We start from the raw sequence: 12,992 nt of genomic DNA, 5'->3' as shown, positions 1-12,992 counted from the left end.
CGGCCGACGGCATCCGTACGCGTACTCAGACGCGCGTACTCAGGGACACGGCCAGGGTCGTTCCGTCCCTCGCGCGTGTCGCCTCGCCGAACACGGCCTGGCGGCGTGCCATGGGGGCGGATCGCCCTGGCGGCCGGACGTCCGGCACGACCACGGGACCACCGGCCCCCGGTCTCCCGACCGCCCCAGGCGGATCGGGTCCCGGAGTTTCGGTCTCCCCCGAGCACACGGAGACAGTCGCCACACCCACCGCGCGAGTTGACCATCCCTTGACTCTTGGTGATGCCTCGCAGGTCAAAGCCCCGCATTGCAGGCACATTCCGTGATGTGATCCAAGACATAGTAAATATGGCGTTACTTGGCCGTGACGATGATGCAGGCTGAATCCGCTGCACAGAGCACCCCCACCCGTGCGGGAGCCCGAACGCGGACGGTTGAACGGCGCTGCCCTTCCCTCCGCGCCTGACCCGGGCCGCACGGAGAGCGGCGAACAACACCCGCGGACCCTCCGTCCGTGAGCGTCAACGCGCGAAAGGGCGATCTTGCTACTCCACCGGATCTCACTGCGTCATGTCGGTGCCGTCGGCGCGGCGGCGCTCGTCGCCGGCGCCACCTTCGGCGTGGCGGCCTTCGCCCAGAGCGGTGAGGTCGACCCCGACCAGGTGACCTCCGCCGCCGTGGCTCCGACCACCCCCGACGCCGAGCCCACCGAGGACGACTTCTTCGCGGCACCGCCCACCCCGTCCGAGGAGGACCTGGCGGCCGCGCGCGAGGAGTCCCGCAGCGCCGCCGAAGCGGCGGCGGACGAGGCCGTGCAGTCCGCCAGCGACGAGGGCGAGGACGTCCCCGAGCCCGAACCGGAGCCCGAGAGCGAGCCCGCCGAGGACGAGGGCTCCTCCGGCTCCGCCGCGCCGGTCCCGGCCGGATCGGCCAAGGAGATCGCCCTGGACATGGTGCTGGCCGAGGGCTGGAGCTCCGACCAGTTCTCCGACTGCCTGGAGCCGCTCTGGGAGAAGGAGTCCAATTGGAACCACACGGCCGAGAACCCCAGTTCGGGCGCCTACGGCATTCCGCAATCGCTGCCCGGCAGCAAGATGTCGTCCCACGGTGACGACTGGCGGACCAATCCCGCCACGCAGATCGCCTGGGGGATCGACTACATCAAGGACCGCTACGGGGACCCGTGCGGCGCCTGGTCCCACTCGCAGGCCAACAACTGGTATTAATAGGGCTTTCCCTGGCTATTGCCCCCTCTTGGGGAAAGGACATCGTGTTACTCAATCGCATGTCGTTGCGTAGTACGGCGGCGGTCGCCGCGGCGACCCTGGTCGCTGGCGCGACGTTCGCCGTCTCCGCGTTCGCCGACGAAAGGGTCGATCCGGACGTCGCGGCCGGTGCCGCGGTCGAGGAGACCACCCCCGAAGCCGACACCGGCGACGAGTTCTTCGCCGCCTCGGACCAGTTGACCGAGGACGAGCTCGCCGCCCTCCGCGAGGCCTCGGCCGGGGAGCGCGACGCCGCCCTCAGCGAGGGCAGCCGCACCGCTCAGGGCGAGGCCCCCGCCATCGAGCCGGAGGAGCCGGAGGAGGAAGAGCCGGAGGAGGAGTCCGGCGGCACGCCGCCGCAGGGCGGCGGAGACGCCGCGGGACTGAACTGGCCCGCCCTCGCCCAGTGCGAGTCCGGCGGCGACCCCACCGCGGTCAACTCCGCCGGCGGCTACTACGGCCTCTACCAGTTCAGCACCGCCACGTGGGAGTCCGTGGGCGGCACGGGCCTGCCGTCCGAGGCCAGCCCCGACGAGCAGACCCAGCGGGCCCAGCAGCTCTACAACGCCGTGGGCGGGAACTGGCAGAGCCAGTGGCCGCACTGCGGCGTGCACCTGTTCGACTGACGTCGCACAGCCGGACACACCACGGCGCGACGGCCCCCGTTCCCTGCGCGGAACGGGGGCCGTCGCGGTCGTACGGGTGGTCAGAGGTGCGGCGTGAACGTCTCGAAGACGTCCTCGGGCAGGTCGGCGTAGTACTCGGCGTCCGAGACCGGGACGTTCACGCTCATGAGGTAGAAGACGCGTTCGTCCTGGTAGTCCGTGCTCATGGCGTAGGACCAGAACCGGCGCTCCCGCGAGGGCCACGACTCGTTGGTGAACTCCGCCTCGACGCGCGCGACGTCCCAGCCGGCGCCCAGGTCGTGGTCGCCGACCTCCGCCAGGTCCAACTGGGTGTAATCGGGCATGGACTCGCCGCCGGTGTCGGTGCCGCCGTCCGTCGACTCCAGGAACTCCGCGCTCGTGCCCGTGAAGTCCGGCTCGGTCCATCCCGACATCCAGACCTGGTGGTTCCCGCCCTCGGCCTGGATCGCCACGATGGTGCTGTCGATGCCGGAGTCGTCCACGTACCAGCCCTGCGGGTGGCCCACCGAGAACCACTCGGAGTCGAAGGTCTCCAGGGAGTCGTAGGCCGGGCGGTCCCCGGTGGCGGCGTCGTCATCGTCGTCGTCGGCCGGCGGGCCGGCGCTGACGCCGGAGTCGAGTTCGCCCGGTTCGGCCTCGCCTCCGGCGGGGCCGGCGGCGTCGGGTGTCGGTGCGAGGGGTCGGCCGGAGCCGTCCGTGCGATTCATCACGACCACGACCGTGGCGACCGCGATGAGCAGCAGGGCGACCGTGCCCGCGCCGACACCGAGCAGGATCCGCGAGGTCGAGCCCGAACGTGAGCCGCCGGTGCCGCCGGTGCGGAGGTGGCCGGTGGGCGGGCCTCCTCCTCCCGGATGGCCGCCGGACGGGTGACCGGCGCCGTGCCCGGCGACAGGCCCGTAGGCGGGTGGCCGTCCGTGGCCGGGGAAGGGCGTGGACGGGCCCCGGGGTCCGCCGCCGTGCGGTGGTCCCGGGTGGGCGGGGGAGGGCCGCGTGTCGGCCGGGGACCGGTAACCGACGCCCGGGGCCGCGTAGCCACCGCTGGGAGCGGCGTACCCTCCGCTGTGCGACGGGTGGGGAGTACCGCCCGGCCCGGCGGGACCCGCGCCTCCGGCCGCACCACCCGCTGTCGCGTTTCCGGCCGCACCCCAGGCCGGGCCACCCGCCGGCGTGCCCCCGGCCGTCGTCGCACCACCGGCCGCGGCACCGGCCGCACCACCGGCCGCGGCACCGGCCGCACCACCGGCCGCGGCGCCACCGCCCACCGCTCGACCCGGCGTGTTCGGGCCGGTCCCGGAGCCGGTCGCCTCGTCAGGGCCTCCGGCGCCTCCGGTGTCCTCACGGCTCCCGCGCAGCAGGTCGAGCGCCGCTTCCGGGGTGAGCCGCCGGTCGGGGTCGCGCTCCAGCAGGCCCTCGATCACCGGGCGCAGCCATCCGGCCCTCGTCATCGGCGGCAGCTCCGCGGACATCACCGCGGCGATCGCCGCGGTGATGCTGTCCCGGCGGAACGGCGAGGTCCCCTCGACCGCCGCGAAGAGGGTCACCCCGATACTCCACAGGTCGCCCCGGTGCTCCGCGGGGCCGCCCTCCAGCCGTTCGGGCGGCATGTACTCGGGTGAGCCGATCAGCGCACCCGTGCGCGTGATGCTCGGACCGCCCTCCATGGTGGCGATCCCGAAGTCGGTGAGGATGACCCGGCCGTCCGAGGACATCATGATGTTGCCGGGCTTGATGTCGCGGTGCAGGACTCCGGCCGCGTCGGCCGCCCGGACCGCCTTGAGCAGCGACTCGGCGACCGAGGCCGCCGTCTCCAGATCCAGCGGACCGTGCTCGTTGAGCCTCTCCTGGAGCGATCCGCCCTCGACGAGCTCCATCACGACCCACGGGTCGCCCCCGAACTGGAAGACGTCGTGGATGGTGATGACGCTCGGATGCGAGATCCGCGCCGCCGACTGCGCCTCGCGGCGCACTCGGGCGTGCGCGTCCGCGCGCTCCTCGTCGGTGAAGTGGTCGGGGAGGAGCACCTGCTTGATCGCGACGACGCGGTCGAGGGAGGGGTCGAAGGCCTCCCAGACGACGCCCATGCCGCCGCGTCCCAGTTCACGGCGCAGGACGTAACGGTCCGCGACGATGTGCTCGCCACCGCTGTTGCTCGACATGTACTGCCCTCTCGAGGCGGGCTGCTATCCGGTGCGAAGGGGTCGAACCAGATGTACTGGCACGAGGGTCCGACGTCCACCCCGGACCGAAGGTTCCGGGCCGGGCGGGAGCGGAACCGAATCGCGACCTGGGACCGCGTCGGCCGTGCGCAGACGGAAGGGGCACCCCGCGGCGCGGGGTGCCCTGACCGGTCACGCGTGGGACTACTGGGAGTTGGTCATCTTCAGCACGTCGAGGGCGGCGTCCAGCTGCTCCTCGGTGAGCTTGCCGTCCTTGACGTAGCCGCGCTCCAGGACGACCTGGCGGATCGTCTTGCGCTCGGCCAGCGACTGCTTGGCGACCTTGGCGGCCTCCTCGTAGCCGATGTAGCGGTTGAGCGGCGTGACGATCGAGGGGGAGGACTCCGCGTAGGTGCGGCACTGCTCCTCGTTGGCCTCGATCCCGGCCACGCAGCGGTCGGCGAACAGGCGGGAGACGTTGGCCAGCAGGCGGATGGACTCCAGCACGTTGCGGGCGATCATCGGCAGCTGCACGTTGAGCTCGAAGTTGCCGCTGGCGCCGCCGAAGGCGACGGCCGCGTCGTTGCCCACGACCTGGGAGGAGACCTGGAGCATGGCCTCGCACAGCACCGGGTTGACCTTGCCGGGCATGATCGAGGAACCCGGCTGAAGGTCGGGCAGGAAGACCTCGGTCAGGCCGGTGGTCGGGCCCGACCCCATCCAGCGGATGTCGTTGGCGATCTTGCAGTAGCCGACCGCGATCGTCCGCAGCTGGCCGGAGAGCTCGACGAGGCCGTCGCGGGCGCCCTGCGCCTCGAAGTGGTCGCGGGCCTCGGTCAGCGGCAGGCCGGTGTTCGCGGCGATCTCGGCGATGACCCGCGCGGCGAAGCCCTCGGGGGTGTTGATGCCGGTGCCCACGGCGGTGCCGCCCAGGGGCAGCTCGGCCACGCGCGGCAGGACGGCCTCCAGGCGCTCGACGCCGTAGCGGACCTGCGCGGCGAACCCAGCGAACTCCTGGCCCAGGGTGACCGGGGTGGCGTCCATCAGGTGGGTGCGGCCGCTCTTGACGACGGACGCGAACTCGACGGACTTGCGGGTGAGCTCGCCCTCCAGGTGGCGCAGCGCCGGGATCAGCTCGTTCTGCACGGCCGAGGTGGCGGCGATGTGGATGGACGACGGGAAGACGTCGTTGGAGGACTGCGAGGCGTTGACGTGGTCGTTGGGGTGCACCTCCAGACCGGTGCGCTCCCTGGCGATCGTCGCCACGACCTCGTTGGTGTTCATGTTGCTGGAGGTGCCCGAGCCGGTCTGGAAGACGTCGATCGGGAACTCGTCGTTCCACGTGCCCTCGGCGACCTCCAGGGCCGCGTCGCGGATCGCCTTGCCGAACTCGTCGGTGATGACGCCCAGCTCGGCGTTCACCTTGGCGGCGGCGGCCTTGATCTGGCCGAGGGCGGCGATGTGGGCGCCCTCCAGGCCCTGGCCCGAGATCGGGAAGTTCTCGACGGCACGCTGGGTCTGGGCCCGCCACTTGGCCTCGGCGGGAACCCTGACCTCACCCATCGAGTCGTGCTCGATACGGAACTCACTCATCGCTGGCCCATCTCTCCTGGGAAATCCTGTGAGACAAGCCTGCCAGACGCACAGGAGCGCGGTGGCACTCACCCGTGTTGCACGCGTCATGTTGACATCCGTGCAGGTGGGGGCCGCGTGATCAGGAGCTGATGCCGCGCTGGGGGCGGCGCCGGCCCCGGCCGAGGAAGCGCCGTCGGCGGGGCGCCCGCACGCGGACGATCCCGAACACGCTGAACCCGTCGATCTCCACGACGGGCGGCGTCGGCAGCTCGGACCGCTGCGCGTTGGTGGTGCGCCGGCCGAGGAAGCTCCAGCCGGCCATCCGCACCTCGACCCCCTCGGGGACCTCGATCTCGACCCGGCCGAGGACGGCGTGGACGACGACCCGGTGGTGGTTGCGCAACAGGAGCGCCTCGCGCATGTCGACGTCGACGCGGCCGGCGAAGGCCGCGACGAGCTCACCGGGCATCGCCACCCAGCGACCGCGGCGGGAGACCCGTCCGAACAGGCCGATCACGGGCTGGGAGTCGAGCCGGATGGGCTGCTGGTCGGCGGGGACGAGGTCGGCGGTCACGCCGGGCAGTTCGCCCAGGGTCCGGGCGGCCTGTACGAGCGAGGAACGCTCCTCGAACTCCTCCAGGTCCAGGCGGCCGTCGGCGGTGGCCTCGCGCAGGATCCTCAGGACCCGTTCGCGGTCGGCGTCGGAGGCACGGAGCCTGGCGGGGGACAGTTCCTCACTCACGTCGGTCAACACTAGAGCAACCGCCCTCTCACGCGCGTCCTCCCAGGGTCGTGGTCCATCGTGGCGCGCGGCGCCGACGAACGACGGCGGGCGGCCCCGGCCGTGGTCCGTCCTCGCACGCGGCGGCCTCGGCGATGGTGGGCGAGGGGCGGGCCCGGGGAGCGGGCCCGCCCGTGGTCACAGGTCGATCAGCACCCGCCGGGCGAGGTCGGCGGCCGAGGGCCGGGCGGCGGCCAGCGGACGGACCGCCATCCGCACCAGCGACCGTGCGTTGTCGTCGCCCGCGATCCGGTTGGCGCTGAGTCCGCCGCAGCGCGTACAGCGGTGGATGATCATCCACTCGCCGTCCGGCCGCGCCGAGACGCTCACCGCGTCCATGCGCCCCCGGCAGTCCGCCGCGCGGTCCCCGGGGACGCGGCGGTCCACGTGCAGGCTGGTCAGGCAGTGCGGGCAGTGGTTGCGGTGCGCCGTCCCCGGTGCGTCGGCGGGGACCTCCAACCGGCAGCGCGCGCAGCGGAACGACCGGGACCGGCCGACCTCGCCGTGGGCGTGCGTGACGCTTTTCGCGCGCTGGGCGCGCCGCCGCCCCCGTGTGTTGCGCCGACCCACGCTCACACCTCCCCGAACAGGTCGAGCGGGAAGGGCGGTTCGGCGAGCGGCCGGACGGCGAGGCGCATCAGGACGAGGTGGTTGTCGTCCGTGGACACGGCGCTCTCCGACAGTTCGTCGCACCGCGTGCAGCGGTGGATGAGGCGCCACGCGTCGCCGCGCGGGACGGCGATGGAGATCGGGACCATGCGTCCGCCGCAGTCGGCGGACCCGCCTTCGACCCGGTCGACGACGTGGCGCGAACTCAGGCAGCTGGGGCAGTGGTCGCGCCGCGCGCCCGCGGGATCGAGGACGGCGGTGGTCAGGCCGCAGCGCACGCAGGTGAAGGTGGAGGTGCGCAGGACGGGGATGGGTTCGGTGGTGGACACCCGGGAACTCCTTGCTGGACATCGGTATCGGGCAGCAGGAGCAGGCCGAGCGGTTCTCGACGGTGCGGCGGTGTCGCGTCAGCGGGCCGGGAGCGGCCGGAGCCGGTGGTCGTCCGCACGGTGGTGAAGCGCGCTCGGCGCGGTCCGGGTCATGAACAGCCTCCTGGGACCCGGGCGGCGGGTGCGCTTCCGGGTGGGTCGTCGTGGTGCGGCCGATCCTAGGAAGGGGCCCGGCCCCGCGCAACGGATTTTTCGAGGCCGGGACGCCTGCGGGCCAGGTGGATGGCGCGATCGCGTATGTGCTGTTCCCCGCCACCGGGTTCTGGTGCACGGCGAACAGCTCGGGCTCCAGTTCAGTTCAGGTCGGCGACGTCTTCGGTTCCTAGTCGTCCGTGGTGACCGAGTACTCGAACGCCAGCTACCCGTGGCTGAGGCTACGGGGAAGCGCCTCCGCCTGTTCCGGCGAGGGGAGCAGTTTGACGCGCACGACCACCTTCATAATCGAACTCGTTAACGAGCTCTGACGCCGTTGTAGGGCCGAATCGGAGAATCCGCAACGGGGAAATCCCCTGTGGCCCGGCTGAGCCGCGAGCGAGGCGGTTCCGCCGGGCGTGAATGAAGGGGTGCCCCGCGCCCGCCCCGGGGCGGAAAACTCGCTGGATATTCACCCGCGAATTTGCCACCGTGGCCTCATGACCTCATCTGATCCGGGCCGGAGTGTGCCTGGGAGCGCGTCCATGGGCCCCAGCGACTCCTCCGCCGTCCCCGCGCTCCTGCTACGCGGCGTCGTCAAGCGCTTCGGCTCCCTGACCGCGGTCGACGGTCTGGACCTCGACGTCCCGCAGGGTGTCGTCCTCGGACTGCTCGGGCCCAACGGCGCGGGCAAGTCCACCACGATGAAGATGCTCACCGCCCAGAGCCTGGCCGACGAGGGCGAGATCCGCATCCTCGGCCACGAGATCCCAGCCGAGTCGAAGTGGGCGCGCGCCCGCATGGGGGTCGTCCCCCAGCACGACAACCTCGACGAGGAACTCACCGTCGAGCAGAACCTGCGGATGTTCTCCTTCCTCTACCGCGTCCCCCGGCGGCAGCGCCGGGAGGCCATCGGGCGGGCCATGCGCCTGGCCCAGCTCGGCGACCGCGGCGACACCCTCGTGGACGACCTCTCCGGCGGCATGCGCCGTCGGCTGCTGATCGTCCGCGCCCTCCTGCACCGGCCGGAACTCGTCCTCATGGACGAGCCCACGGTCGGCCTGGACCCGCAGGTCCGCCAGGACCTGTGGGGTGTCATCAACGCCCTGCGCGCCGAGGGCGTCACCGTGCTGATGTCCACGCACTACATCGAGGAGGCCGAACGCCTCTCCGACGAGGTGGCCCTGATGGCGGCGGGCCGGGTCGTCGAACGCGGCACCCCCGCCGACCTCGTCGCCAAGTACGCGGGGGCGACCGTGGAGGAGTACACGCCGGGGGAGGACGGCATCGACGCCCTCGAAGCCCTCATCCGCGGCCACGGCTTCACCACCCGGCGCACGGGCACCACCGTGTCGGTCCTGCGTGCCGAAGAACTGCCCGAGTCGCTCCGGGACCGGCTGGCCACGCCACTGCGGCGCGCCAGCAACCTGGAGGACGTGTTCGTGACCCTCACCGGGGAGAGTGTGGAATGACCCTGCGACAGACCAGGGAGGACGCCCGGCCGGAGATCCACGCGCGTCCCGGACGGTTCGAGGCCGACGCCGTCCTGGGCGTGGTCGCGCGCGAGTGGATCCTGTACGGCCAGTCCTGGCGGGCGACCACGTTCGCCGCGGTCGTCGAGCCGACGCTGTACCTGCTGTGCTTCGGCTTCGGCATGGGCGCGCTCATCGGCACGCTCGCCGGCTACAGCTACATCGACTTCCTCGGCACCGGCATCGTGGCGGTGTCGGTCATGTTCCAGTCGATGATGCCCGCCGTGATCAACACCTTCATCAAGCGCCGCTTCCTGCACACCTACGAGGGCATCCTCGCGACCCCGATCGACGTGCGCGAACTGGTCACCGGCGAGGCGCTGTGGCTGGCCCTGCGCTCGGGCGTCTACGGCTGCGTGCCGCTGCTCGTCGCCATCGGCTTCGGGCTGCGGCCCGGCCCCGGCATGCTCCTCGTGCCGTTCATCGCGTTCCTGGCGGGCTTCGCCTTCGCGCTGTTCGGCATCTGGATCTCGGCGGTCATCACGTCGGTGCGGTCGATGGACTACGTGTTCAGCGGCCTGTTCACGCCGCTGTTCCTCGTGGCTGGAACGTTCTTCCCGCTGACCGAGCTGCCGGACTGGGTGCAGTCGGCGGCCATGGTCAACCCGCTCTACCACGCCGTGGAACTCATCCGCGGGGTGGTCTTCGGCGGTCTGGCGCCCGTGACGGCGCTCGGCCACGTCGCCGTGCTGCTGGCCTTCATCGTCCTGATGTGGTTCCTGGCGGGCTTCCAGATGCGCCGCCGCGTCGTCAGCTCGGGAGGCCTCCCTCCCGCGCCACCGCCGTCACACGCGGCTACTCGCCGCCGCTGGGCGCCCAGCGCAGCTCGAAGCTCGCGCGCTCGCCCTCCCCGGTCACGCTGAGCGCCACGCCCAGCGCGCCCCACTCCTCCGGGGCGTCGACCTCACCGGCCGGAATGGCCTGCCGCAGGTCGACGTATCCGGCCATCACGGCGTCGTCCATCTCCTGCATCGTCTGCTGGAACACCTCGTCGTCGGCCAGACGGCCGCCGCCCGGGCCGTTCGAGACCACCACGGCGTCGCCGTCGCCGCGCACCTCGGGAACCGAGGAGGAGTAGGGCCCGGCCATCTGCTCGACGAGGGTGGTCAGCACCTGCTCGTCGCCGCCGACCGCCCGGTACTCGTACGTGGCGCCGTCGGGGCTCCCGGCGGTGAAGTCCAGGTCGGCGGCGCCGAACGCCGTGGACGTGCCCAGCAGACCGCCGAAGCTGTCCGGCATCGGCACCCCCATGGAGTTGAACGACCGCTCCATCTCGGTCTGCTCACCGCTGCTGAGGAAGGGGATCCCCTGCTCGTAGGCGCTGGTGAACGCCTCGTCCAGTCCGGTGCCGCCGACCGCGACGGCGGTGTTCTCAGGCAGGTCGCCCATCGCGGCCACGCTCGCACCCGGGGACTCCGAGAGCCAGGACAGGTCGGTCTGGTCCACCTCGAAGCCGAACACGTCCATCCGCGCTTCGAGGTAGTCGCCGTCGACGCGCATGGACGCGGTCGCCCGGCCCTCCATCGCGCCCGAGTCCGCGGGCATCTCGGCCTCGACCTCGCGCCGGAACTCCTCGACCGACATCAGGCCGCCCAGGTCGGTCCAGCCGACCGCCACGCTCCCGCCGGGCACGTCGGCCAGGTCACCGGTGAAGGTGTCGCTGCCGTCCAGGGTGCCGTGCGCCTCCACCTGGCTGTCCAGGTCGGCGAGCGCGGCCTCGTTGTACGACATCAGCGCGAAGTCAGCGACGACCTCAAAGGCGATGTCGTCGCGCTCGCCCGTGAGGGCGGTGAGCTGCTCCTCGGCGAGCGCCTCGTCGGTCACCGACCACGCGATGGCCCCGCCGACGCCGGTGCCCTCGGACGCCTCCTCGTCGTCGGTCGGCCACACCGAGCCGCCGACGCCCTGGCCGATCCACTCCTCCACCTCGGCCTGGTCCGCCTCGGGGAAGGCCTCGACGAAGGCCTCGGCCATCATCGAGGAGGTGTCCTCCTCCGGCTCGCCCACCTCCTCGAGCATCTCCTCGGGCAGCCGGTCGACGAACCGGAGGAGTTCGATGGCCTGGGAGCCGTCGATGGCCAGGTCCATCTTGCCGAACGCGATCGAGTTGCCGGGCAGGACGGTCTCGGGCTGCGGCCCGCCGAAGTCCACCAGCGACACCGTGGCCCAGACGGTGCCCGCCATGACCACGACGGCCACGCCCGCGGCGGTCGGGATCAGCCAGCGGTGGCGGCGACGGCCGCCGGAGGGCGGCATCTGGCCGCCCTGGTACTGGCCCCCGTAGGGCGGACCGCCGGGCGCTCCGCCGCCGGGCATGCCGCCGCCGGGGGCGCCGTGCGGCGGTTGCTGCGGGTACGGCGGCTGCTGGGGCTGCTGGGGGTACGGCTGCCCGGGGGCGGCACCGTACTGAGGGTGGCCCTGCCCAGGCTGCCCGGGCTGGTGCGGCTGCCATGGGGGCTGCTGTGGGGGATCCGGGTAGGACATCGTGCCTCCGACGGGGAAGTGCAGTGCGCCCGCGGGCGCGGGTCAACGTGGGTTCTGATGCGGGGTCACCCCGGTGTGGTTCGCATCCGGAGCCGACCGCGCGGGTGGGGCGGCCCACAGGCCGACCCCGTCCGGCACGGTACGGCACGGGTCGGACCGCGTCGGCCCGGCCGGACACCGCGATCCGGCCGGGCCGGCACGTCGACCGGGGCGCGGGGTCAGGGCGCGGAGGTCAGGTCCACGCCGCTGTAGGCCGCGAGCTTGCTCAGCCGGTGCTCGCTGCGGACCTCGCGGACGGTGCCGCTGCGCCCGCGCATGACGAGGGAGTCGGTGATCACCCGCGACGCCTCGTAGCGCACGCCCCCGACCAGCTCGCCGTCGGTGATGCCGGTCGCGGCGAAGAACACGTCGTCGGAGGAGACGAGGTCGCCGGTGTGCAGCACGCGGCCCAGGTCGTGGCCGGCCGCGAGCGCCTTGGCGCGCTCGTCCTCGTCCTTGGGCCACAGCCGCCCCTGGATGGCGCCGCCCAGGCACTTCATCGCGCAGGCGGTGATGATGCCCTCCGGGGTGCCGCCGATGCCCAGCAGCAGGTCCACGCCGGTGCCCGCGCGGGCCGCCATGATCGCGCCCGCCACGTCGCCGTCGCTGATGAACTTGATCCGGGCGCCCGCGTCGCGCACGTCCTGCACGAGCTGCTTGTGGCGGGGCCGGTCCAGGATGACGACCGTGACGTCCTGCGGGGACTTGCCCTTGGCGCGGGCCACCGCCCGGATGTTGTCGGTGACCGGTGCGGCGATGTCCACGACGTCGGCGGCCTCGGGTCCCGTGGCGAGCTTCTCCATGTAGAAGACCGCGGAGGGGTCGAACATGGTGTTGCGCGGGCTCATCGCGATGACGGCGATCGCGTTGGGCATGCCCATGGCGGTCAGCGTCGTGCCGTCGATCGGGTCGACGGCCACGTCCCAGCCCTGCCCCCCGCCGTCGCCCACGCTCTCCCCGTTGTAGAGCATCGGGGCGTTGTCCTTCTCGCCCTCGCCGATCACCACGGTGCCGTTCATGGACACGGTGCTGATCATGTGCCGCATGCCGCGCACGGCCGCCCCGTCGGCACCGATCTTGTCGCCCTTGCCGACCCAGCGGGCCGCCGCGAGCGCCGCGGTCTCGGTGACGCGGACCAGCTCCAACGCGAGGTTTCTGTCGGGCGCCGAGGACTGCGCGGTGGAGCTCGCGGACTGCGACATGGAGGTGACACCTTCCATCAGGGATCAGGGCGGGGATACACGTCTTAGGGTAGTCACCCGACGTGTTCCCCGACTGGCACGGGTGGCCCGGGGTGTCACACCGCCGGGCGCCCGCGGGTGCCACCCGCGACGGGCGCGCGGTGGGGATGACGGTCTACGCTGGCTTGACCCGGACCGG

The 12,992-nt window shown here is 72.2% G+C and carries 11 protein-coding genes; 4 read left to right on the top strand and 7 right to left on the bottom strand.

Going from position 1 to position 12,992, the window contains the following annotated elements; translation table 11 throughout:
- Positions 1-542: 542 nt before the first annotated feature.
- Together ADL05_RS07565 and ADL05_RS32255 are read left to right on the top strand one after the other, a co-directional pair.
- Positions 543-1,226: a lytic transglycosylase domain-containing protein gene (locus ADL05_RS07565; protein ID WP_053616142.1), complete on the top strand. Its 684-nt coding sequence runs from the start codon at positions 543-545 to the stop codon at positions 1,224-1,226.
- A 59-nt stretch (positions 1,227-1,285) separates the two neighbouring features.
- A complete protein-coding gene (locus ADL05_RS32255; protein ID WP_304437779.1) occupies positions 1,286-1,891 on the top strand; it encodes a transglycosylase family protein in 606 nt (201 codons plus the stop codon).
- A gap of 80 nt (positions 1,892-1,971) precedes the next feature.
- Here the strand turns inward: ADL05_RS32255 and ADL05_RS07555 are convergent, their stop codons facing one another.
- From ADL05_RS07555 to ADL05_RS07535, 5 genes are all read right to left on the bottom strand, one after another.
- Positions 1,972-4,071, bottom strand: a complete 2,100-nt coding sequence (locus ADL05_RS07555) for a serine/threonine-protein kinase (protein ID WP_053616140.1) — start codon at positions 4,069-4,071, stop codon at positions 1,972-1,974.
- 204 nt (positions 4,072-4,275) lie between these two features.
- Positions 4,276-5,664 (bottom strand): class II fumarate hydratase, encoded by a 1,389-nt coding sequence (locus tag ADL05_RS07550; protein ID WP_053616139.1) that lies wholly within the window; start codon positions 5,662-5,664, stop codon positions 4,276-4,278.
- A 121-nt stretch (positions 5,665-5,785) separates the two neighbouring features.
- Complete coding sequence (locus tag ADL05_RS07545; RefSeq protein WP_053616192.1) at positions 5,786-6,376, bottom strand: DUF1707 domain-containing protein; 591 nt, start codon at positions 6,374-6,376, stop codon at positions 5,786-5,788.
- Between the two features lie 189 nt (positions 6,377-6,565).
- The gene (locus ADL05_RS07540) at positions 6,566-7,003 is read right to left on the bottom strand and encodes an RNHCP domain-containing protein (RefSeq protein WP_053616138.1); all 438 of its coding nucleotides are present in this window, start codon (positions 7,001-7,003) and stop codon (positions 6,566-6,568) included.
- Positions 7,000-7,365 carry an RNHCP domain-containing protein gene (locus ADL05_RS07535; protein WP_053616137.1) on the bottom strand — a complete coding sequence of 122 codons (366 nt, stop codon included), beginning with the start codon at positions 7,363-7,365 and terminating at the stop codon, positions 7,000-7,002. The genes ADL05_RS07540 and ADL05_RS07535 overlap by 4 nt, the downstream gene beginning before the upstream one ends.
- Before the next feature lie 737 nt (positions 7,366-8,102).
- Here ADL05_RS07535 and ADL05_RS07530 point away from each other — a divergent pair.
- Positions 8,103-9,029 (top strand): ABC transporter ATP-binding protein, encoded by a 927-nt coding sequence (locus ADL05_RS07530; RefSeq protein WP_053616136.1) that lies wholly within the window; start codon positions 8,103-8,105, stop codon positions 9,027-9,029.
- Entirely contained in the window at positions 9,026-9,952 is a 927-nt protein-coding gene (locus ADL05_RS07525; RefSeq protein WP_231640649.1) for an ABC transporter permease, read from the top strand. Before ADL05_RS07530 ends, ADL05_RS07525 begins: the two co-directional genes overlap by 4 nt.
- Here ADL05_RS07525 and ADL05_RS07520 read toward each other — a convergent pair.
- Entirely contained in the window at positions 9,885-11,573 is a 1,689-nt protein-coding gene (locus ADL05_RS07520; protein WP_053616135.1) for a hypothetical protein, read from the bottom strand. The genes ADL05_RS07525 and ADL05_RS07520 overlap by 68 nt on opposite strands.
- Positions 11,574-11,791: 218 nt before the next feature.
- Positions 11,792-12,814 (bottom strand): class II fructose-bisphosphatase, encoded by a 1,023-nt coding sequence (gene glpX / locus ADL05_RS07515; protein ID WP_053616134.1) that lies wholly within the window; start codon positions 12,812-12,814, stop codon positions 11,792-11,794.
- Positions 12,815-12,992: the final 178 nt, after the last annotated feature.

Source organism: Nocardiopsis sp. NRRL B-16309 (genome assembly GCF_001279585.1).
Lineage (GTDB): Bacteria > Actinomycetota > Actinomycetes > Streptosporangiales > Streptosporangiaceae > Nocardiopsis.
This window is presented reverse-complemented; position numbering and strand designations above follow the sequence as displayed.

Excerpts from the sequence above, each read along its gene's own strand:
- ADL05_RS07555 (WP_053616140.1), bottom strand. The coding sequence starts at position 4,071 with ATGTCGAGCAACAGCGGTGGCGAGCACATCGTCGCGGACCGTTACGTC.
- glpX (WP_053616134.1), bottom strand. The coding sequence starts at position 12,814 with ATGTCGCAGTCCGCGAGCTCCACCGCGCAGTCCTCGGCGCCCGACAGA.
- ADL05_RS07525 (WP_231640649.1), top strand. The coding sequence starts at position 9,026 with ATGACCCTGCGACAGACCAGGGAGGACGCCCGGCCGGAGATCCACGCG.
- ADL05_RS07520 (WP_053616135.1), bottom strand. The coding sequence starts at position 11,573 with ATGTCCTACCCGGATCCCCCACAGCAGCCCCCATGGCAGCCGCACCAG.
- ADL05_RS07550 (WP_053616139.1), bottom strand. The coding sequence starts at position 5,664 with ATGAGTGAGTTCCGTATCGAGCACGACTCGATGGGTGAGGTCAGGGTT.
- ADL05_RS32255 (WP_304437779.1), top strand. The coding sequence starts at position 1,286 with ATGTCGTTGCGTAGTACGGCGGCGGTCGCCGCGGCGACCCTGGTCGCT.
- ADL05_RS07530 (WP_053616136.1), top strand. The coding sequence starts at position 8,103 with ATGGGCCCCAGCGACTCCTCCGCCGTCCCCGCGCTCCTGCTACGCGGC.